This is a genomic window from Microcystis aeruginosa LEGE 91341, from assembly GCF_015206885.1.
In the GTDB taxonomy this organism is placed as follows: Bacteria; Cyanobacteriota; Cyanobacteriia; order Cyanobacteriales; family Microcystaceae; genus Microcystis; species Microcystis aeruginosa_H.
Genome location: NZ_JADEXY010000076.1, coordinates 1 through 20005, shown reverse-complemented (window position 1 = coordinate 20005; position 20005 = coordinate 1). Strand labels below are relative to the sequence as shown.

Below are 20005 nucleotides of genomic sequence, written 5' to 3'. Positions count from 1 at the left end.
GTGTAGGGTGTGGGGTGTGGGGTGTGGGGTGTCGGAAGAATAAATAGAAATAATCTCCTGTCTCCTGTCTCCTATCTCCTGTCTCCTGCCTCCTGCCTCCCGACTCCTGATAGCTAAAAAACTGAGGCCAATTCCAGAAAAATAATTAATTTTTCCCGAAAAAGTAGCGAAAGTTACAAAAAACAGCCAAAAAGTAGCGAAAGTTACAAAAAATCTGCTAACCTAGCCGTAATATCACACAGATATTCGTAGAAAGATTCCCGAAAATCTCCTCAGCAAAAACATCCGTGTGAAGTAGCTAATATTGTCAGCGAGGTTAGTTCAAGATCATCATGTCAAATTTAGGACGACGTAAATTTCTCCTGTACGGTTCTGCCACTTTGGGAACCAGTATTCTGTTAAAAGCTTGTGGTGGCAATCAAAGCCAAACCCCCACGGCCAGTCCTAGCCCAGCTGCTAGTCCCGCCCCGGCTTCTGGAGAGACAATTAAGGTGGGTATTCTGCACTCCCTCAGTGGCACCATGGCCATCAGTGAAACCAGCGTAGTCGATGCGGAAAAACTGGCGATCGAGGAAATCAATGCCGCCGGTGGTGTTCTTGGTAAACAGATTGAGGCAGTGGTGGAAGACGGCGCTTCCGATTGGCCAACTTTTACCGAAAAAGCCACCAAACTGATCGATCAGGACAAAGTTTTGACCGTCTTCGGTTGTTGGACTTCCGCCAGTCGTCAGGCGGTTTTGCCCGTGTTTGAATCCAGAAACCATATGCTCTGGTATCCCGTCCAGTACGAGGGTCAAGAGTGTTCTAGAAATATCTTCTACACTGGCGCTGCCCCCAACCAGCAGATCGAGCCGGCAGTGACTTGGTTGCTGGAAAACAAAGGGAAAAAATTCTTCCTTGTCGGTTCCGACTACGTTTTCCCCCGCACTGCCAACACGATCATTAAAGAGCAGTTAAAGGCGAAAGGTGGCGAAACCGTAGGCGAAGACTATCTACCCCTAGGTAACACGGAAGTTACCCCGATTATCACCAAAATTAAGCAAGCTTTACCCGATGGCGGTGTTATTTTCAACACCCTTAACGGTGATAGTAACGTGGCTTTCTTTAAACAACTGCAAGCGGCCGGTTTAACTCCCGATAAATATCCGGTCATGTCGGTGAGTGTTGCTGAGGAAGAAGTTAAACAGATTGGTAAGGAATATCTCCTCGGTCAATACGCTTGTTGGAACTATTTCCAAACCGTAGATACCCCCGCTAACAAGAAATTTGTTGCGGCTTTTCGAGCTAAATATGGTGAGGATCGCGTGACCAATGACCCCATGGAAGCGGCCTACATCATGGTCTATCTCTGGAAGCAAGCGGTGGAACAAGCGGGAACCGCCGATGATCTGGACAAAGTTCGCGCCGCCGCCATCGGACAAAAATTCGATGCTCCCGAAGGACCGGTGCAAATGTTCCCCAACCATCATATCTCCAAAACTGTCCGGGTTGGTCAGGTGAGAGATGATGGTCTATTTGACATCGTTTGGTCAACTCCGGGACCTGTGGATCCGCAACCTTGGAACCAATTTGTCCCCGAAACTAAGGGCTTTGGCTGTGACTGGACGGATCCGGCTAAGGGCGGTAAATTCAAAATGGAAAAATCCTAGTTTTAGTAATTTTTCCAGACAATAACGAGGGTGAGGTGGACATTACTGTTCACCCCTCTCTTTAAACCTTAAAAATGCACAGGAATAAGAAAAAGTGTCAGCATTATTAGAAGGATTATTTAATGGTATTAGCATCGGTTCTGTGCTATTGCTGGCAGCTTTAGGACTAGCGATTGTCTTTGGACTAATGGGGGTGATTAATCTCGCTCACGGTGAGTTAATGATGTTAGGGGCCTACAGTACTTTTGTGGTGCAGAATATCTTTAAGGGTTTCGGTTCTCCCTTCTTTGATACCTACGTTTTATTCGCCCTACCGATCGCTTTTTTGGTGTCGGGATTGGCGGGATTATTATTAGAAAGGGGGGTGATTAGGTTTCTCTACGGCAGACCCCTAGAAACGCTGCTGGCCACTTGGGGAGTCAGCTTAATTCTGCAGCAATTTGTCAGAAGTGTCAACGGATTATTAGTAATTAGTTTGATAGTTTTCTGTCTCTTATTTTTTGGGGCAATGAAGGTGTTAAATCGCCGCCTAGATTGGGAGAGAATTCGCAATTTAGCTATCGGTATCACTCTCCCTTTATCCCTAGCTATCTCTGGATTATTAGGCTATCTTTTATCTTTTAATTCCGTTCTTGCTCGACCCTGGTTTAGTGCCAGAAACGTCGATGTAACCGCTCCTGTTTGGTTACGGGGAGGTTTACCTTTACTGGGTTTTCAAATGCCCTATACCCGTATATTTATTATCATTTTAACTGCCCTTTGTTTGTTAGGGACTTATTGGTTTTTAAATAAATCTTCTTGGGGTTTACGCATTCGTGCCGTCACCCAAAATCGCCAGATGAGTGCCTGTTTAGGCATTCCCACCAATCAAGTGGATGCTTTGACTTTTGCCCTCGGTTCGGGGTTAGCTGGAGTTGCCGGTTGTGCAATTAGTTTCTTGGGTTCCGTCGGTCCAAATGTGGGACAAAATTATATCGTTGATACCTTCATGGTAGTGGTGGTGGGAGGAGTGGGTAATCTACTAGGAACTATTATCGCAGCCATGGCCATTGGTGTGGCTAATTATTTAATTGGTTCGGGAACTTTTGCCCTGATGTCTGGTTCCGTGGCAGCACTAAAACCCCTAACGGATTTCTTCACCTTTTTCTCCACCACTAGCATGGCAAAAGTGATGATTTTTGCTTTAATTATTGCTTTCTTGCAATTCAAACCTGCAGGAATTTTTCCTCCTAAAGGACGTACTGCCGAGTTATAGATTATGATTACCGAAACCATCACTAGAAACGAATCCCGACAACGGGAAAAGAAAAAGTTAATCACGGAAATCGCTGTTATCGTTGGATTGGTGGTTATCTTTGCGGTGTTTTTGCCCTTAGCTTTGTCGGCTTTCCGCTTGCGTTTATTGGGGCGATTTCTTTCCTTCGCTATTGTCGCTTTGGGGATAGATTTAATCTGGGGTTATACGGGTTTATTAAGTCTTGGTCATGGTATCTTTTTCGCCCTCGGTGGTTACGCTTTGGCTATGTACCTAAATCTTCAGTTACCCCCCGGACAAATGCCCGAATTTTTTACTCTCTACGGGGTGACAGAATTACCTTTTATTTGGCAACCTTTTTATTCCCTACCTTTGACAATTCTAGCCCTAATTATCGTACCAGCGATCGTGGCGGGATTGTTAGGTTATTTAATCTTCCGCAATCGCATTAAAGGGGTTTATTTTTCCATTTTAACCCAAGCGGCTTTACTGGTATTTTTTAACTTTTTTAACGGTCAACAGAAGTTAATCAACGGCACTAATGGCTTAAAAACCGACACCCAAACAATTTTCGGTTTGCTGGTGGGTTCCGATGCTGTTCAAGTGGCCTTTTATTTACTCACAATTGTCTGTTTACTGGCTATATATCTCCTCTGTCGTTGGTTAACTACAGGCAGATTTGGGCGCTTGTTAGTCGCCATTCGCGATGATGAGGTGCGCGTTCGTTTTTCCGGTTATGATCCTACTTGGTTTAAGGTGCTAGTTTTTGCCATTTCTGGCGCAATTGCCGGTGTTGCCGGCGCCCTTTATACGGTGCAAACTGGAATTATCACTCCTAACTCTATGGATGTGGCTTTTTCCATTGAAATGGTGATTTGGGTGGCTGTGGGAGGACGTGCTACCCTTGTGGGGGCAGTTATCGGTACTTTATTAGTACGCATGGCCCAAACTTTTTTAAGCGAACAATTGCCGGAAGTCTGGGTATTTTTCCAAGGGGCCTTATTCCTAATTGTGGTGACAGTGCTTCCCGATGGTATTCTCGGTGGTATTAAACGTTTGCTGACTCATTTTGGTTTCCGCAAAACTTTAATTACCTATCCTAGCATTGAGGAAGATCCAGAAGTGCAACTGGAAAAAGAAGAATTAGATCATAAGTGATCTTATTCTATTAGTATTCTCAGGGTTAGGAGTCGGTCGTCGGTTGTCAGGAGATTATTTTTATTTATTCTTCCCACACCCTACACCCTGCTCCCCAATTCATAATTCATAATTCATAATTACCAATTCTCTCTTAGAAATTATGACTGGAAAAATATTAGAAATCGAGAACCTTACCGTTAGTTTTGGGGGTTTTAAAGCTCTCAATAATCTTAATTTCAGTATGGATACGGGAGAATTGCGGGTGATTATCGGTCCCAATGGTGCGGGAAAAACCACTTTTTTAGATGTGATTACGGGGAAAGTGCAACCCACCATCGGACGGGTATTATTTAAAGGTCGAGATCTCCGCAAAATTCCTGAATTTGCGATCGCTCGTTTAGGTATTGGTCGCAAATTCCAAACTCCTAGGGTATATTTAAATCTAACTGTGCGAGAAAATCTCGATTTAGTTAGCAACCGCAATAAAAATGTTTTCTCAACTCTTTTCGGTCGTCCTCCGCTAGAAGATAGCAGAAAAGTTATTGGTTTGTTGGAAATTATCGGGTTAACTGCTAAAGCTGATTTATCCGCTTCTTTACTTTCCCACGGGGAAAAACAACGCTTAGAAATAGGCCAATTAGTGGCCCAGTCACCAGATTTACTGCTAGTAGATGAACCCGTGGCAGGATTAACCGATGAGGAAACGGAAAACGTGGGTAATTTGTTATTAAATCTAGCGGAAAGTCATTCGATTATTGTCATTGAACATGATATGGAATTCGTCCGGCAAATTGCCCAGAAAGTTACGGTTTTACACCAAGGAACCGTTCTCTGTGAGGGGAATATGGAGCAAATTCAAAATGATCCGAAAGTTATTGAAGTTTATCTAGGTTCCTCGGAAGAATAAAAATTCAAATGATTAAAATTAGTTAAAAAGGGTTGACAATGTTACACATATCTGATCTCAATGTTTACTACGGAGAAAGTCATATTTTAAGAGATGTTGATCTTAACATTAATGCGGGAGAAATGGTCTGTTTAATCGGACGTAATGGCGTGGGCAAAACTACCCTATTAAAAACCCTAATGGGTATCTTAAAACCGCGAGCGGGAGTAATTAATTATGAGCAAGAAAACCTGATTAATAAAACCTCAGATCAAAGAGCCAGATTAGGATTGGGTTATGTGCCGCAGGGTAGGGATATTATTCCCCGTTTAACGGTAAAAGAAAATTTAATTCTCGGTTTGGAAGCTTTACCCACAAAAAGAAAAAATGCCACAATTCCCGAAGAAATCTTCGATTTATTTCCCGTTTTAAAAACCATGTTATCGCGGATGGGAGGAGATTTAAGCGGTGGACAACAACAACAATTAGCCATCGCTCGCGCGTTAGTGGGGGAACCAAAATTATTAATTTTAGATGAACCCACGGAAGGAATTCAACCTTCAATTATCCTCGAAATTGAAGCAGCGGTGCGGCGTATTGTTGCCAGTAAAGGAATCGCCGTTTTATTAGTAGAACAACACCTGCATTTTGTCCGCCAAGCTGATCGATATTACGCCATGCAGAAAGGGGGAATTGTTGCTTCTGGTTTCACGAGCGAATTAAGTCAAGAAGTCATTCAGCGATTTTTGGCGGTTTAAACTTAACTTTTTCCTTGATAAGTATGTAGGCGTTAAAAATTATCAGACACCCCCCTTATCAAGGGGGGATTAAGGGGGGATCGACACCCCCTTTATCAAGGGGGGATTAAGGGGGGATCAAAGACAAAATCTATCTTCAATTTAATTATAACCACTTACTTATATGACTCAAATAGTCGTAATTGGTGGCGGGGCAGCGGGATTTTTTGGCGCAATTAAAGCGGCAGAATCTAACCCAAAAGCTGGCGTTACTATCCTAGAAGCGGCAAAAGAACCTCTTGCGAAAGTGCGGATTTCGGGAGGTGGACGCTGTAATGTCACCCATCATTGTTTTGATGTTTCCCAATTGGTTAATTATTATCCTCGCGGTGGCAAAGCACTACGGGGAGCTTTTAGTCGCTTTCAACCCCAAGATACTATTAAATGGTTTGAATTGCGGGGGGTAAAACTCAAAACAGAAGCGGATGGCCGAATGTTTCCCAGCACCGATAATTCTGAAACTATTGTTAATTGTCTGCGGGAAAGTGCAACTTTTGCTGGAGTTAATTTAAGGCTAAATTCCCCAGTTAAATCCGTAAAAAAACAGGAAGAAAGTTTTTTAATTGAATTAAAGAGAGATAAGCAAATTAGGGCAGATAAGCTGTTAATTGCTACGGGAAGTAGTCCTTTTGGTTATCGCACCGCTCAAGATTTAGGTCATTCTCTAGTCTCTCCTGTCCCTTCTTTATTTACCTTTCAAATTGCCGATCCTCGTCTGAAAGATTTGTTAGGGGTTACTGTGGATAAAGTGCGCGTTCGTCTTGGGGGAAGCAAATTAGAACAAATCGGACCTTTATTAATTACCCATTGGGGAGTTAGTGGACCGGCTATTTTAAAACTTTCTGCTTGGGGAGCGCGGGTACTTCACGAGCATCATTACCGAATGCCTTTAATCATTAATTGGTTAGGGGATTATCATCCTGAAAAATTGCGAGAAATTATCTTACAAACTAAAAGTGAATATCCCAAAAGAAAACTTTTTAATTATTGTCCTTTTGAACAGTTACCTAAGCGTCTTTGGCAGAGTTTATTAAGTTACTTGACTGTTAACTTGGAAACTCCCTGGGCAGAATTATCTAAAAATACTTTCAATCGATTGATGATTGAATTACAGCAGGGGGAATATCAAATCAAAGGGAAAGGGGTGTTTAAGGAGGAATTTGTCACCTCTGGGGGAGTGAATCTTCAGGAAGTGGATTTTAAAACTATGGAAAGTAAAATCTGTGCGGGGTTATATTTTGCCGGGGAGGTATTAGATATCGATGCAGTCACGGGGGGATTTAATTTTCAAAGCGCTTGGACCACCGGTTATCTCGCTGGACAAGCTATGGGCAATAGATAGCAGTATTGCTGGTGTATTAGGCTGCCCCAATACACCCGACGGCAATCAAACTGCGAGAAAATCTCACTTTAACTGATAGTTGATAACCGATTCCTTGATGTTGCTATTCCCAAATTGGACCGGCTGCAATTATTTCTTGGGAGGCAGTGGTAAATTGACGGAAATTTTCCACGAAGCGATGGGCCAATTCTCGCGCTTGTAGGTCGTAGGATTCGCCATCTTGCCATGCTTGTCGCGGGTCGAGGATTTTTTTGGGAACTCCGGGAACAATTTCGGGAACGAGAACTTGAAAGATGGGATGAGGATGGAAAACGACTTCCTCTAAATCGCCATTTAAAGCGGCGGAAACCATAGCGCGGGTGTGTTTGATCGAAATGCGATCGCCGACTCCGTAGGGACCGCCAGACCAACCGGTATTAATCAGATAAACGGAGGTTTCGGGGTGTTGTTCTAAACGTTCCCCTAACATTTGGGCATAGACGAGGGGTGAGAGAGGAAAGAAACATTGACCGAAACAACTGGAAAAAGTCACCTGTGGGGCGCTGATTCCCCGTTCCGTTCCCGCTAATTTGCTAGTATAACCGGAGAGGAAATGATACATCGCCTGGTCTGTGGTTAATTTGGCGATTGGTGGCAGCACCCCAAAAGCATCGGCAGTTAAGAAGATAATCGTTTTCGGGTGGGTCCCCATGCCAGATACGGCACAATTAGGGATATAACGCAGGGGATAGGCGGCGCGGGTGTTTTCGGTCAAACGTCCATCATCGTAGTCGGGAAGGCGATTATCGGGGGACAGGATCACGTTTTCGAGAATAGTGCCAAATTGAATCGCCGCCCAGATTTGGGGTTCGTATTCGGCACTTAAACGGATGGTTTTAGCATAACAACCGCCTTCAAAGTTAAAAATGCCGTCTTCTGACCAACCGTGTTCATCATCACCGATGAGGCTGCGTTTAGGATCGGCGGAAAGGGTGGTTTTACCCGTACCGGAGAGACCGAAAAAGAGGGCTGTATGACCGTGTTTATCCATGTTAGCGGCACCGTGCATCGGTAAAACCCCTTGTTTGGTCATCAGGTAGTTCATCATCGAGAAAACGGATTTTTTGATTTCGCCAGCGTAGCGAGTGCCACCGATGAGAACGATTTTTTTTGCCAGGTTGAGGACGATAAAGGCTTCGCTGTTCAGGTCGTCATCCTCGGGATCTCCCTGTAACCCCGGCAGGGCAATCACGGTAAAATCAGTTTCATGGGCGGCTAGTTCTAGCGCACTGGGCCGGAGGAATAACTGATGGGCAAAGAGGTTGTGATAGGCGATTTCGGTGACGACGCGCACACCAAAGCGACAATTAGGATCGGACCCGACGTAACCATCGAAGATATATAGGTCTTTTCCCTGCACATAGGCGAGGACTTTTCGGTATAATTGCTGGAATTTTTCCTCGCTAATCGGGGCGTTATGCTGATTCCAGTCGATTTCCTTTTCGCTGGTGGCTTCTTTGACAATGAATTTATCTTTAGGGGAACGACCAGTATATTTACCCGTTTCCACCACTAAAGCCCCATTATCGGCTAAAACGCCTTCATGACGTTCGATCGCCTGTTCGACTAATTGCGGTACGGAAAGATTGCGATAAACGCGACCGAGATTTTTCATGCCTAGGTTTTCGAGGCCGTAGGTGGGATGAATTTGATTTTCTAATTCGTAGTGGAAATTGACATTCTCCATGCGATCGGACAAGGGACAAGAGATACTATCATTGGTCAGCGTGTGTAGAGTCAGCATAACCCCAATTCTCCTGATAATTTAGTTGTCGGTTTAGAGCTAAGTTCTAGGTCTCTGATTAGTGCAGTTATAGAAACTAGAAAACCCTCGTTTTCTGTCTTTTTCACTCCCAGACACCTAAGAAGCTATATTGATTAGTTGATCTGACGATGTTTCCCTGATTAATCTGGTCTCTCGCTGTCGGTAAAGCCAACTTTAGAGCGGTAATTCAGGATTATTTGCGTATTTACCCGTCATCTTCCAGTCAGGGTTTTTACCTTTTCCTTCTTGCCGATCTAACTGCTTTTTTTAGCTATTTTTAGTCTAGCTGTACAATAGGATACAGCTAATGTTTTTTTTACAAAAGTTAACAGCTAAACAAAATTGGTCAGCTAATCTGGAAGTTATCTTAATTGTGAGGTAGTAAGTCTCTGGTTTTGGGGAAAGTCAGAACAATAGCTGGTTGTCTAGAGATGATGACAATGATCCTAAACGTGGTCAAATCGATTTCACCGCTAATAAAAAAAAGTCGATTGACACAGAAACCAGTTAGCGGCCAAAATTGACTCTATTAGCCGTTGGCAAGCCTTAGAATTGATTGTGTAACAGGTTAATTAAGTCTAGCTCGATCTCGAAAAAAAACAACTAATAATGATCATCGCAGGAGAAAGAAGCGGAGTCGGTAAAACGACGATTACTCTGGCAATCTTGGCCTATTTAATCAGTCGTGGCGATCGAGTGCAATCTTTTAAAGTCGGGCCCGATTATATCGATCCCATGTTCCATACTCATTTTACCGGTCGCCCCTGTCGCAATCTCGATCCGGTTTTAACTTCTGAAGACTATGTAAAAACCTGTTTTGCCCAACATTGTCAAAATGTCGATTATGCTCTGATTGAAGGGGTAATGGGGTTATTTGATGGTATTCAATTAAGCGATACTCAATTTCCTGACTATGCCAGTACCGCCCATATTGCCCGTATTTTGGGGCTTCCTCTACTGTTAGTTATCGATTGTAGTCGTTTATCTACCTCTGTCGCCGCTATTGTCCGCGGTTATCAATCTTTAGACAAAAATCTCCATCTAGCCGGAGTTATCCTCAATCGGGTTGGTAGCGATCGCCACCTGCAATTACTGCAAACCGCCCTAGAATCCATCAATATGCCGATTGTCGGGGTTTTGCGTCGTCAAGATTCCCTGACAATTCCAGATCGCCATCTAGGATTAGTTCCCAGGGATGAACTAGGAGAAATCAGGGAACTGCAAGATCAACTGGCTTCTATTGCCCAAAACTGCTTTAATTGGGACATTCTCTTGCCTTTACTGACTATTTCTCCCCAAGAGAACCCGAAAAATCCCCCAGAAGCAAATAAGCTTTTTTCCCCTATCCGTATCGGTATTGCTAGAGATAAGGCTTTTAACTTTTATTACCCCGATAATCTCGATATTTTAGCCAATTTAGGCGCAGAATTAATCTTTTGGAGTCCCTTGCAAGGGGCAAATTTGCCCGAAAACCTGCAAGGATTGTACTTTGGTGGCGGTTTTCCCGAAATCTTTGCCCCGGAATTAGCCGCTAACACCCCTATCTTAACTCAGGTGAGAAAAGCGATCGCCTCCGGAATGCCCACCTACGCCGAATGTGGGGGATTAATGTATTTATGTAACAAAATAGTGGATTTTGAGCAAAAAAATCATTCTATGTTGCAAATAATCCCCCAATCTGCTATAATGTCCGCGAAGTTAACCCTAGGTTATCGACAAGCCATCGCCCAACAGGAGACGATCCTGCTCAAAGCAGGTCAACCAGTGCGCGGCCATGAATTCCATCGCTCCCAATTAAGCGGGGTAAGCGACGCACCGATTTATCAACTGCAAGCATTCCCCAAAAGTGCTATCAGTGGCGAAGGGTGGCAAGGTAAGAATCTGCACGCTTCCTATCTCCACCTCCATTTTGGGGCTAACCTCAGCCTGCCGAAAAAATTTTTAGCTGCCGGCCTTGATTTTTTCCGTACAGCTGCGTTAAGCTAGTTGCAGATAAGTTTGATAATCAATCCGTTCAGGGATACAGGAGGTGATGTCGATGGTAGAAAGTAGTAAAAGCATGGGTCTCCTAATCGACAACAGCCGGCTGTGCGCCGGGGCTGTTCTCTAGACCCCCACGTCTAAACAAGATTTAGACTAGCTGGAGTTCCTTCCGGCAGTCTGGTGTCGATTCTGATGACCCGCTACACCGCCCTTACCGAGCAATTGGTGAGGGCGGATAGTTTTTGAGGGTTTCCCGTCATCTCTGCACTTTAACTCTACGGGCGCAAACTAACCCATCGCCGATTCTGGTTTGGGGACACCATTTTAACGCCTGTCACCGAGATAATATCATTGGCTAAATTCTCCGCTATCATGGGAATTAATCGATTTATATTATTCTCATAAGCTTTTGTCCAGAATTGAGACAGTTTCTCTCTTCCCTCCTCATTGACGTAGATAGTTTTATCGGGCGTAATCAATAGCATGGCCACGTCACCTGAGTTTTCCGTGACGGCAAAGACAAACTGATCACGGTCGGACTTGAGACCTTCGTACCAGTAGTCTAGGTGTTCTTCTAATTCGTATTCGTAGAGAGCGCGTTCCATCTTGCCATCTTGCAGCAAGGCTTTACGCAGTGTGTTGGCTATCTTTCTTTTTTTCAAGGTCTTGTCCCTGTTTTTGTTCGCATTAATTACCCACCACTCCTTATGAAAAACAAGCACTTCGATCCAAAAGGAAAGATGCCCTCCCCGTTCACCATCGAACTACAGAACGGTTGGCACCAGACCCTGCCGTTCGAGGACAAACGGGATTTTGAAGAGGCCCAAAAAGGCTTTATTGCCGCCCCACCTTACAAACAAATCATGGCAGAGGCGGGTAACGTGGCTTGGGATATGGGCAGCTACGAGTTCCTGTTGCGGGGCTTTGACAGCGTTTTCGACAGCATTCACCCTTCATTGCAGCGCCAGGCAGTTCTGAACATGGCCTACGGACTCTATGAGGTCTTGCCGGACAAGATCTACCAAGTGCGAGGGTTCGACCTGGCCAACATGACGATCATCAAGGGCAATACAGGTTGGATTCTATTTGATGTGTTGACCTGTAAGGAAACGGCTAAAGCCGCTCTGGAACTGGTCAATGAACACCTGGGACACCGTCGTGTGGTCGCCGTCGTGTACTCCCACTCCCACGTCGATCACTACGGCGGGGTGCGCGGTGTGGTGGATGAGGCGAATGTGAAGAACGGGAAGGTGCAGATTATCGCCCCCGTTGGCTTCATGGAATATGCGATCGCCGAAAACGTCTATTCGGGGACGGCGATGGTCCGCCGGGCATTCTTTCAATACGGCCTGCTATTGCCGCGCAGCCCGTTCGGCCATGTAGATCAGTCGATCGGCAAGAACACCGCAGCGGGCAACACCGGACTGATTGAACCCACCCGTTACATCGAGCAGGACATTGAGGAATTGACCATCGACGGGGTGAAGATGGTATTTCAGAATACGCCAGGCACCGAAGCACCCGCCGAGATGAACACCTATTTCCCTGACTGGAAAGCGTTCTGGGCAGCAGAAAACATCTGCGGTACGATCCACAACATCTACACGCTGCGGGGTGCCTTGGTGCGGGATGCGTTGGAGTGGTCGAAGAAAATTAATGAAGCCCTCTATAGGTTCGGGCAGCAAGCGGAGGTGATGTTTGCCTCCCATAGCTGGCCTCGTTGGGGCAACGATCGCATTCAGGAAGTCATGCGAACCCAGCGGGATGCCTATGCCCATCTGCATAACGAGGTGCTGCACCAAGCTAACCAGGGCGTGACCATTAATGAAATCCACAATGTTTACAAGCTGCCCGAAAGTTTGCAGCAACAGTGGGCTGCCCACAGCTACCACGGTTCTGAGGAACACAATAGCCGTGCCGTGATTAACCGCTACCTGGGCTACTGGGATGCCAATCCAGCCACATTAATTCCGCTGTCACCGAGCGAGTCGGCTCCGCTCTACGTCGAGATGATGGGGGGTGCGGAGAAGATTCTGGCCAAAGGTCAGGAGTTGCACGATCGAGGCCAATACCGCGAAGCCATGGAGATACTGAACAAGCTGGTCTATGCTGAACCCCAGAACCAGGCAGCTAAAGACCTCCTGGCCGATGTGTTTGAGCAGATTGGCTACCAGAAAGAAAGCCCCAGTGTCCGCAACAGCTTTCTGGCCGCCGCTTACGAACTACGAAATGGCTTCCCCACGGGGGTCACGGCCAAGACAGTCACCCCCGATACGGTTCGCGCCATGTCCACCCAACTCTGGCTCGACTTCATCGGCATTCGTCTAGATAGCCAGAAAGCGGAAGGGATGACATTCACCATCAATTTGCTCACACCGGACAACGGTGAGAAATTTGCGGTGGAAATGAGTAATTCAACCCTGACAAACATCAAGGGATTCCAGGCAAAAAATCCTGATCTCACCATCACGATCGACCGTAGCGACCTGGAGTTGATTATGGCCGGGATAGCCACATTTCCTGCCCTGATTGGCCAAGGGAAGGTGAAGCTAGAGGGCGATGCTCAGGTCTTGGTGCGACTCCAGGGCCTCTTAGTCCAGTTCACCCCGGACTTTGATATCTTGCCAGGAAGCAAGCCGGCGGAGTCAGTTACGTTGACTGAGAACTCGTTCGAGCAGCCAGAGCCGGCAGATACGTCTGGAGGTTGAGCGGCAATGGCAGTCACCCCTGGGAACCGTGAAGGGCTACCGGTTTCAAGCGGGACAGTTTCGGAATGGGGGAGTTGGGCAAGTATCTCACCTCTCCTCGTCTCCCCGTCCCTTCCACAGTGTTCTGTCTTAAGCCGCAACTTAATCCCTGATTATGGCAATCTGACCGCCGATGAACTCCCTTATATCTCTCGAAGTCAAGCCAATATTGCTAATCCTTGTTAAAATCACGATTTTTTCGCTGATGTTAGCCATCGGGATCGCTCTCTCTTTCGAGAAAATGCTCTCCCTCTGGCGCAAACCCGCTTTACTCTTCCGTGCGCTTCTAGCCGTTGTCGTGCTAGTGCCTTTGCTGGTTTTCCTGCTGTTAAAACTATTTAACTTACCCCCAGAAGTGATGGCTGGATTGGCATTTTTGGCAGCTTCCCCTGGTGCGCCTCTAACTACCAAGCGATCGCAAATGGCGGGAGTCAGATTCCGTTACTCAGCCAGTCTCCAACTCACCCTGGCTTTACTTGCGGTTGTGATTACGCCCCTTACCTTGGCTATTTTTACCACCCTCTTTGAGAGGCTTTCAGAGAATGTAACCGTTTTAGAGGTAGCCCAGCAAGTCGCCATGGTGCAGTTCTTGCCTGTCAGTATCGGGCTTCTGATGCAAAAGTTCGCCGCTAAATTGGCCGAAAAGATCGCCAAACCCTTAACTTTTATGGCTAATGGTTTGTTTTTGCTCTTGGCTATCTTAGTCGGTCTTTTGGGATTTCCTGTACTGTTGAAAGTCTGGGGATTACCACTGGTTGCAATTCTGATTATGGTAATCGCCTCTCTGGGGATAGGACACGCTCTAGGCGGTCCCGATGATGATCAGCGATCGATTCTCGCAATTTCCTCTATTGCTCGCAATGTCGGTTTAGCCTTTTTTATCGCTATTTTGAATGACGTACAGCAGCAGGTGATTCCTACGCTGCTTGCTTATTTAATTTTGGGAGCCGTTCTGGGCGTTCTTTACTCAATCGGTCGTAAGCGCAAATTGGAGAAACTTTGATATCCTCACCGCTGTGTCAACTCTTAGTTTTTGTTTAAGTGCCGTTAGGAGCGACAGGGTGGCCACTTTGTCAACTGGTCAGGGAAAAAAAATGAGATCGCATCTTTCCCTAAGCAATTAAATCGTGTATAATGGCAAAAGAATAGAAAGGCTATATACGTCATCAAACTGTGTAGTCAACCTATAAGGTGTGAGGAAAAAACCATCATGTTAAGAATGTTCTGGAAATCATTGCTGGTTAGCCCAGCGATTCTGGGAGCTACTCTGGTAGCTTCTGCTAATGCTAGTAGCTTCGATCCCGTCAAATCTACCAGTGTTTCTACCGAATTTAACAATCTAGAAATCGCTCAAGTTCAGAATACCGGTGCAGGAACTGGCGAACTACTCAATCAGATCGAACAGTACGGTAATGAAGGTCAAGTTGCACCCGTACAGGGCAACACCATCGATCAAGTCACCAGCGTTAACCAACTGCGGGATGTTTCCCCCACCGCTTGGGCCTATGAAGCCCTAAGAAGTCTTGTAGAGCGCTATGGTTGTATTGTTGGTTATCCCGATCGCACCTTCCGGGGCGACCGAGCTTTAACCCGTTGGGAGTTTGCGGCTGGTTTAAACGCTTGCTTAAACGTGATGGAACGTTTAATTCAAGATGGTGTCAACGTCCTCAAGGAAGACTTAGATGCCCTCAAGCGCCTGATGGACGAGTTCCAAGCCGAGTTAGCAGCTTTAGGAGCTAGAGTTGATAACTTAGAAAGCCGGGTGTCTTTCCTCGAAAATAACCAATTCTCCACCACCACCAAATTAGCTGGGGAAGTCATCTTCGCCGTTACCGATACGGTTGGTGCTGGTAGCCCCGCCTCCCAGGCCGCCATGCAATACCGCGCTCGTTTAGTTTTAAACACGAGCTTCACCGGTCAGGACGTGTTGAAAACCCGTTTAGCGGCGGGTAGTGCCACTCCCTTTGGATTTGATTACAAATCGACCACCACACTACAAAATGGTGATCCCGCTTCCGTCAGATTCGATAAGCTGCAAAGCCCTTCCCTTTATCAAACTTGGACTGCTGCGGGTAACGGTAGCGATGTGGTTCTCGACTGGTTGGCCTACTATACTCCCATTGACTTAGGTTATTTTGGTCGCTTCAATACCTACGTCGCCGCTTGGGGCGGTATTTGGAATGACTTCGTTCCCACCACTAACCCCTTCTTTGAAGACTTCGACGGTGGTAATGGTGCGCTATCTACCTTCGCTTCCGAAAACCCCATCTACCGTATCGGTGGTGGTTCTGGGGCTGGTGTTAGCCTACAGTTAGGCTTCCTCCAAAGCATTGTCGGCCCGACTTCTCTATCTTTGGGTTACTTAGCTGGTGGTGGCTCTAGCTCTGCGGCCAATCCTAACCCGGGTAATGGTCTCTTTAACGGAGATTACGCCGCTTTAGCACAGATTAACGCTAACCTCTTTAACTTCCTCAACGTCGGCTTTACCTACGTTAACGCCTACCAAGGTGCCGATACCGCCATCTTCGGTAACGGTGGTTCTCGTGGTGTAACGGGAACTTCCGCCGCTAACCTTTCCCAAACTCAGTTAAACACCCTGCTCAACGTCAATGGCAACCCTCCTGGAGACGTAACCCTACAGGATGAAGTCGGTTTCTTCAACTTCGGAGCCAAAGTATCCAATAGCTACGGTTTAACCGGTGCAGTGGATGTTGGTTTCGCCAGCTTGAGTGCCTTCGGTTCCTACTCCACCGTGCGCTTACTTGGTCTCGGTGATGCGGAAGTGTGGACCTACGGTGCTGGTATTGCCTTCCCCGACTTAGGTAAAGAAGGAAATATCCTAGGTCTGTTTGCTGGTGCGCAACCCTACATCGGTCACTTAAGCTTCCGAGACATGGGTCTGAAAGTATCTAACATCGTTCCCTACCACGTTGAATTGTTCTACAAGTACCAAGTCACCGACAATATTTCTATCACCCCCGGTGTCATCTGGATTTCTGCACCTGAACAGTTCAAAGGCACTGGTAACGAGTGGATTGGCACCCTTCGCGGTACCTTCACCTTCTAGGATTTCCTAAATTAAACCCGAAACCCCACCCATGGTGGGGTTTTGTTTTAGGCAAATAGACGCTGATATTCTATCTGGATACAAGCATCCATAATCACATTTAAACCCGCCTCGATCGCTTTTTTTTCCGCAACTGGGTGATAAATTTTCAATTGTGTCCAAAGAGTAGCAGCCTGAACAGCAATAGCTGACTCGACAATTTCGGGTAGATAATCAGGATGACGAAAAACGTTAACAATATCCACAGGTTCGGGGATAGCCTCTAGAGAAGGATAGCAGCTTTGACCGTCAATTTGCTTGACCATTGGATTGACAGGATAGACTCGATAACCCACCGCTTGCAGGAATTTGGCTACCTGATAGCTGGCGCGACTCGATTTCTCAGAATGCCCGACCACTGCGATAATTTTACTATTGCTGAAAATGGTTTTGAGCGCACCATCGTCTCCTTTAATATTCGGCATTGTCCCACCTATCTTAGAACAGAGTTTCGTTTCCCATAAAAATGAAGTGTAACCTAATTTGGTATCGACTTTTAACTGCAGCTTTAGCCACTCTGAATAACTGGCAGCGATGTATAACTTTTTTACCAGAAAAACAGTTATTACAAATCGAAATCAATCCCTCGGTATCTGTAGGAAAATTTACACGATGGTTGCCCCTAAATCCTCTGACTTTAGTTACCTTAAAACCTGATGAATTATCTTAGTGTTATCATTCCGACTCTTAATGAGGAGTTAAGAATTGCGGCAACGTTAAAACAAATAGGCGCAGGAGTAGAAATTATTATTGTCGATGGGGGAAGTACCGATAAAACTAGAGAAATAGCCGAACAATTGGGAGCAAAGGTAATTATTTCTTCTAGTAAAGGTCGTGCATTTCAGATGAATTTAGGAGCCAAAATAGCGAAAGGAGATATTTTGTTATTTCTGCACGGAGATACTTTACTTCCCCATGAATTTCAAGAACAAATTATCAATACTTTATCCCAATCTGGGATAGTAGCGGGAGCCTTTGAATTAAAAATTGATGGAGAGGAAAAAACCCTGCGTTTAGTGGAAAAATTAGTTAATTGGCGTTCTCGCTGGTTTTCCCTTCCCTACGGAGATCAAGGAATATTTTTAAAAGCCTCAATCTTAGCCGATTTGGGCGGTTTTCCTGAGTTGCCAATTATGGAAGATTTTGAATTAATACAAAGATTGAAAAAAAGGGGTAAGATAGCCATAGTTTCTGCTGCGGTAATTACCTCGGCAAGACGTTGGCAAAAATTAGGTGTTGGCAAAACCACCTTAGTTAATCAATTAGTTATTATTGGTTATTATCTAAAAATTCCGCCAGGCTTGTTGAAAAATTTTTATCGTTTATGGTGATTAGGGAGAACTGCCACTAGATTCTGATTACTTCTGGGAGTCTGTCGATAAAAATTTTTGTCTCCCGAAGTACCGATCGATAGGATAATTAATAATCGGAACATCTGCTCTGGGAATATGTCTCTTGATCGCCGTCAATTTCTTTATCTTTTAGGTGCTACCCTTGGCACAGCCACTCTTGCTGGTTTTAACCGTCCCGCTTTTGCTGCTACTGGTCCCTATGGTCTTATCGCCCTACCCTATAGCTATGATGCCCTAGAACCTTATATCGATAAGGAAACGATGCAATTTCATCACGATAAACACCATGCAGCCTACGTTAATAATCTCAACACGGCAGTGGCAAAATATCCAGAATTGCAGAAAAAAACAGTAGTAGAATTAATTAAAAATCTTGACTCTTTACCCGCCGATATTCGCACCACTGTCCGTAATAATGGCGGCGGCGATCTTAATCATACAATGTTTTGGCAGATTATGTCCCCCGATGGCGGTGGCGAACCAACAGGAGAAATAGGAGCGGCAATAATCGCTAAATTTGGCAGTTTCGAGGAATTTAAAAACACTTTCAACCAAGCAGGTACTAAACTTTTTGGTAGTGGTTGGACATGGTTGGTTTTAAATAAGTCGGGAGAACTGGAAATTATCAGCACTGCTAACCAAGATAGCCCCCTAATGAAGGGATTACAGCCCATTATGGGCAATGATGTCTGGGAACACGCCTATTACTTAAAATATCGTAATCAACGGGCTGAGTATTTAAAACAGTGGTGGAATGTGGTTAACTGGGAGGAGGTAAATCGCCGCTATCTTCAGGCAAAAGCTTAACCATGACAACTTTTACGGTAACAGTTCCCGCTACCACTGCTAATATTGGGCCCGGCTTCGATTGTCTCGGAGCGGCCTTAACCCTATACAATCAGTTTACTTTTACCCTGCTGCCGGCAACGACAGCTAACCCTGTCAGCATTATTGTCAAGGGAACTGAATCAGCTAAAGTTAGCCAAGGGGCTGATAATTTAATCTACACTTCTTTTTTGCAAGTTTATCAAAAAATAGGACAGAATCCGCCCCCTATCGCCATCGAGATCGGTTTAGGGGTTCCCCTGGCTAGAGGTTTAGGTAGTTCTGCTACTGCTATTGTCGGTGGGTTAGTGGCTGCCAATCAATGCGCGGGAAATCCCTTATCTATGGGGGAAATCGAAGCATTAGCGATCGCCTTGGAGGGACATCCAGATAATGTGGTGCCAGCTTTGCGGGGCAACTGTCAGCTATCGGCAGGTTGTAGCACAAATTGGGCTATTTGTCAAGTATTTTGGCAAAAAAATCTCATTCCCGTCTTGGCGATTCCCGATTTTGAACTGGCTACGGAAAAAGCTCGGGCGGTTTTACCCGAAAAAATTAGCCGTCAGGAGGCAATTTTCAATATTTCCCGCTTGGGTTTATTATTGCGGGGATTGGAGACGGGTAACGGCGATTGGCTGAGAATTGCCTTAGAGGATAAACTGCACCAACCCTATCGCCAATCTTTGATCCCAGGTTACGAAAAGGTGAAAAAAGCCGCCATTAATGGGGGTGCTTACGGGATGGTAATTAGTGGCGCAGGTCCGAGCCTATTGGCTTTAACTAACCCCGACAATGCCCAAAAAACAGCCACAGAGATGACAAATGCTTGGGAGGAAGTGGGGATTAACTCTGAGGTGAAAATTTTAGCTTTAGATACCCTAGGGGCGCGGGTAAACTGTTATGAATTATGAATTATGAATTATGAATTATGAATTATGAAGTGGGGGAATTATGAATTATGAATTATGAATTGGGGAGGTGGGGAAGTGGCGAAATTGAACTATAGCGTTTCTCGCATCTGTGCAGCACAGTTAAACCTTTGCTGATTAAGCTGTTCAGGATCGAGAATGTACCTCTTGTGAATCAGAAATGCTATAAAACCCCAAAACCCCAAAACCC

16 protein-coding genes are annotated in these 20005 nt (G+C 45.6%); 13 read left to right on the top strand and 3 right to left on the bottom strand.

Annotated features, from left to right (window positions below):
* Window positions 1–332: 332 nt before the first annotated feature.
* The 6 genes from urtA to IQ234_RS12775 all read left to right on the top strand — a co-directional run bounded on the left by urtA (window position 333) and on the right by IQ234_RS12775 (window position 7069).
* Window positions 333–1649 (top strand): urea ABC transporter substrate-binding protein, encoded by a 1317-nt coding sequence (urtA, locus tag IQ234_RS12800; protein ID WP_193957379.1) that lies wholly within the window; start codon window positions 333–335, stop codon window positions 1647–1649.
* Window positions 1650–1743: 94 nt separating this feature from the next.
* The gene (locus IQ234_RS12795; RefSeq protein ID WP_193957378.1) at window positions 1744–2904 is read left to right on the top strand and encodes an ABC transporter permease subunit; all 1161 of its coding nucleotides are present in this window, start codon (window positions 1744–1746) and stop codon (window positions 2902–2904) included.
* A 3-nt stretch (window positions 2905–2907) separates the two neighbouring features.
* Window positions 2908–4062: an urea ABC transporter permease subunit UrtC gene (gene urtC / locus IQ234_RS12790; RefSeq protein ID WP_193957377.1), complete on the top strand. Its 1155-nt coding sequence runs from the start codon at window positions 2908–2910 to the stop codon at window positions 4060–4062.
* A gap of 142 nt (window positions 4063–4204) precedes the next feature.
* A complete protein-coding gene (gene urtD / locus IQ234_RS12785) occupies window positions 4205–4951 on the top strand; it encodes an urea ABC transporter ATP-binding protein UrtD (protein ID WP_193957376.1) in 747 nt (248 codons plus the stop codon).
* A gap of 38 nt (window positions 4952–4989) precedes the next feature.
* Window positions 4990–5688 (top strand): urea ABC transporter ATP-binding subunit UrtE, encoded by a 699-nt coding sequence (urtE, locus tag IQ234_RS12780; protein WP_193957375.1) that lies wholly within the window; start codon window positions 4990–4992, stop codon window positions 5686–5688.
* Window positions 5689–5851: 163 nt separating this feature from the next.
* The gene (locus IQ234_RS12775) at window positions 5852–7069 is read left to right on the top strand and encodes an NAD(P)/FAD-dependent oxidoreductase (RefSeq protein WP_193957374.1); all 1218 of its coding nucleotides are present in this window, start codon (window positions 5852–5854) and stop codon (window positions 7067–7069) included.
* A gap of 103 nt (window positions 7070–7172) precedes the next feature.
* Here IQ234_RS12775 and pckA read toward each other — a convergent pair whose 3' ends face one another.
* Window positions 7173–8852, bottom strand: coding sequence for a phosphoenolpyruvate carboxykinase (ATP) (pckA, locus tag IQ234_RS12770; RefSeq protein ID WP_193957373.1), 1680 nt, complete (start codon window positions 8850–8852; stop codon window positions 7173–7175).
* A gap of 630 nt (window positions 8853–9482) precedes the next feature.
* On the opposite strand from pckA, the gene IQ234_RS12765 reads away from it, so the two are divergent.
* Window positions 9483–10859 carry a cobyrinate a,c-diamide synthase gene (locus tag IQ234_RS12765; protein ID WP_193957372.1) on the top strand — a complete coding sequence of 459 codons (1377 nt, stop codon included), beginning with the start codon at window positions 9483–9485 and terminating at the stop codon, window positions 10857–10859.
* A 272-nt stretch (window positions 10860–11131) separates the two neighbouring features.
* Here the strand turns inward: IQ234_RS12765 and IQ234_RS12760 are convergent, their stop codons facing one another.
* Window positions 11132–11518 (bottom strand): hypothetical protein, encoded by a 387-nt coding sequence (locus tag IQ234_RS12760; protein WP_193957371.1) that lies wholly within the window; start codon window positions 11516–11518, stop codon window positions 11132–11134.
* Window positions 11519–11563: 45 nt separating this feature from the next.
* Between IQ234_RS12760 and IQ234_RS12755 the strand changes: the two genes are divergently transcribed.
* The 3 genes from IQ234_RS12755 to IQ234_RS12745 all read left to right on the top strand — a co-directional run bounded on the left by IQ234_RS12755 (window position 11564) and on the right by IQ234_RS12745 (window position 16670).
* Window positions 11564–13564: an alkyl/aryl-sulfatase gene (locus tag IQ234_RS12755; protein WP_228008510.1), complete on the top strand. Its 2001-nt coding sequence runs from the start codon at window positions 11564–11566 to the stop codon at window positions 13562–13564.
* Window positions 13565–13736: 172 nt separating this feature from the next.
* Window positions 13737–14606, top strand: a complete 870-nt coding sequence (locus IQ234_RS12750) for a bile acid:sodium symporter family protein (protein ID WP_002771577.1) — start codon at window positions 13737–13739, stop codon at window positions 14604–14606.
* A 207-nt stretch (window positions 14607–14813) separates the two neighbouring features.
* Window positions 14814–16670, top strand: coding sequence for an iron uptake porin (locus tag IQ234_RS12745; RefSeq protein ID WP_193957370.1), 1857 nt, complete (start codon window positions 14814–14816; stop codon window positions 16668–16670).
* Window positions 16671–16717: 47 nt separating this feature from the next.
* On the opposite strand, the gene IQ234_RS12740 is transcribed toward IQ234_RS12745, so the two are convergent.
* A complete protein-coding gene (locus IQ234_RS12740; RefSeq protein ID WP_193957369.1) occupies window positions 16718–17134 on the bottom strand; it encodes a CoA-binding protein in 417 nt (138 codons plus the stop codon).
* Window positions 17135–17365: 231 nt separating this feature from the next.
* On the opposite strand from IQ234_RS12740, the gene IQ234_RS12735 reads away from it, so the two are divergent.
* The 3 genes from IQ234_RS12735 to thrB all read left to right on the top strand — a co-directional run bounded on the left by IQ234_RS12735 (window position 17366) and on the right by thrB (window position 19797).
* Complete coding sequence (locus IQ234_RS12735; RefSeq protein WP_193957368.1) at window positions 17366–18040, top strand: TIGR04283 family arsenosugar biosynthesis glycosyltransferase; 675 nt, start codon at window positions 17366–17368, stop codon at window positions 18038–18040.
* A 117-nt stretch (window positions 18041–18157) separates the two neighbouring features.
* Window positions 18158–18868 carry a superoxide dismutase gene (locus IQ234_RS12730; RefSeq protein WP_193957367.1) on the top strand — a complete coding sequence of 237 codons (711 nt, stop codon included), beginning with the start codon at window positions 18158–18160 and terminating at the stop codon, window positions 18866–18868.
* Window positions 18869–18870: 2 nt separating this feature from the next.
* Entirely contained in the window at window positions 18871–19797 is a 927-nt protein-coding gene (gene thrB, locus IQ234_RS12725) for a homoserine kinase (protein WP_193957366.1), read from the top strand.
* Window positions 19798–20005 lie beyond the last annotated feature (208 nt).

Coding starts and splice junctions, on each gene's coding strand:
- IQ234_RS12775 (WP_193957374.1), top strand. CDS start 5,852: ATGACTCAAATAGTCGTAATTGGTGGCGGGGCAGCGGGATTTTTTGGC.
- IQ234_RS12765 (WP_193957372.1), top strand. CDS start 9,483: ATGATCATCGCAGGAGAAAGAAGCGGAGTCGGTAAAACGACGATTACT.
- urtA (WP_193957379.1), top strand. CDS start 333: ATGTCAAATTTAGGACGACGTAAATTTCTCCTGTACGGTTCTGCCACT.
- thrB (WP_193957366.1), top strand. CDS start 18,871: ATGACAACTTTTACGGTAACAGTTCCCGCTACCACTGCTAATATTGGG.
- IQ234_RS12735 (WP_193957368.1), top strand. CDS start 17,366: ATGAATTATCTTAGTGTTATCATTCCGACTCTTAATGAGGAGTTAAGA.
- urtE (WP_193957375.1), top strand. CDS start 4,990: ATGTTACACATATCTGATCTCAATGTTTACTACGGAGAAAGTCATATT.
- IQ234_RS12730 (WP_193957367.1), top strand. CDS start 18,158: ATGTCTCTTGATCGCCGTCAATTTCTTTATCTTTTAGGTGCTACCCTT.
- urtD (WP_193957376.1), top strand. CDS start 4,205: ATGACTGGAAAAATATTAGAAATCGAGAACCTTACCGTTAGTTTTGGG.
- IQ234_RS12750 (WP_002771577.1), top strand. CDS start 13,737: ATGAACTCCCTTATATCTCTCGAAGTCAAGCCAATATTGCTAATCCTT.
- urtC (WP_193957377.1), top strand. CDS start 2,908: ATGATTACCGAAACCATCACTAGAAACGAATCCCGACAACGGGAAAAG.
- IQ234_RS12740 (WP_193957369.1), bottom strand. CDS start 17,134: ATGCCGAATATTAAAGGAGACGATGGTGCGCTCAAAACCATTTTCAGC.
- IQ234_RS12755 (WP_228008510.1), top strand. CDS start 11,564: ATGAAAAACAAGCACTTCGATCCAAAAGGAAAGATGCCCTCCCCGTTC.
- pckA (WP_193957373.1), bottom strand. CDS start 8,852: ATGCTGACTCTACACACGCTGACCAATGATAGTATCTCTTGTCCCTTG.
- IQ234_RS12745 (WP_193957370.1), top strand. CDS start 14,814: ATGTTAAGAATGTTCTGGAAATCATTGCTGGTTAGCCCAGCGATTCTG.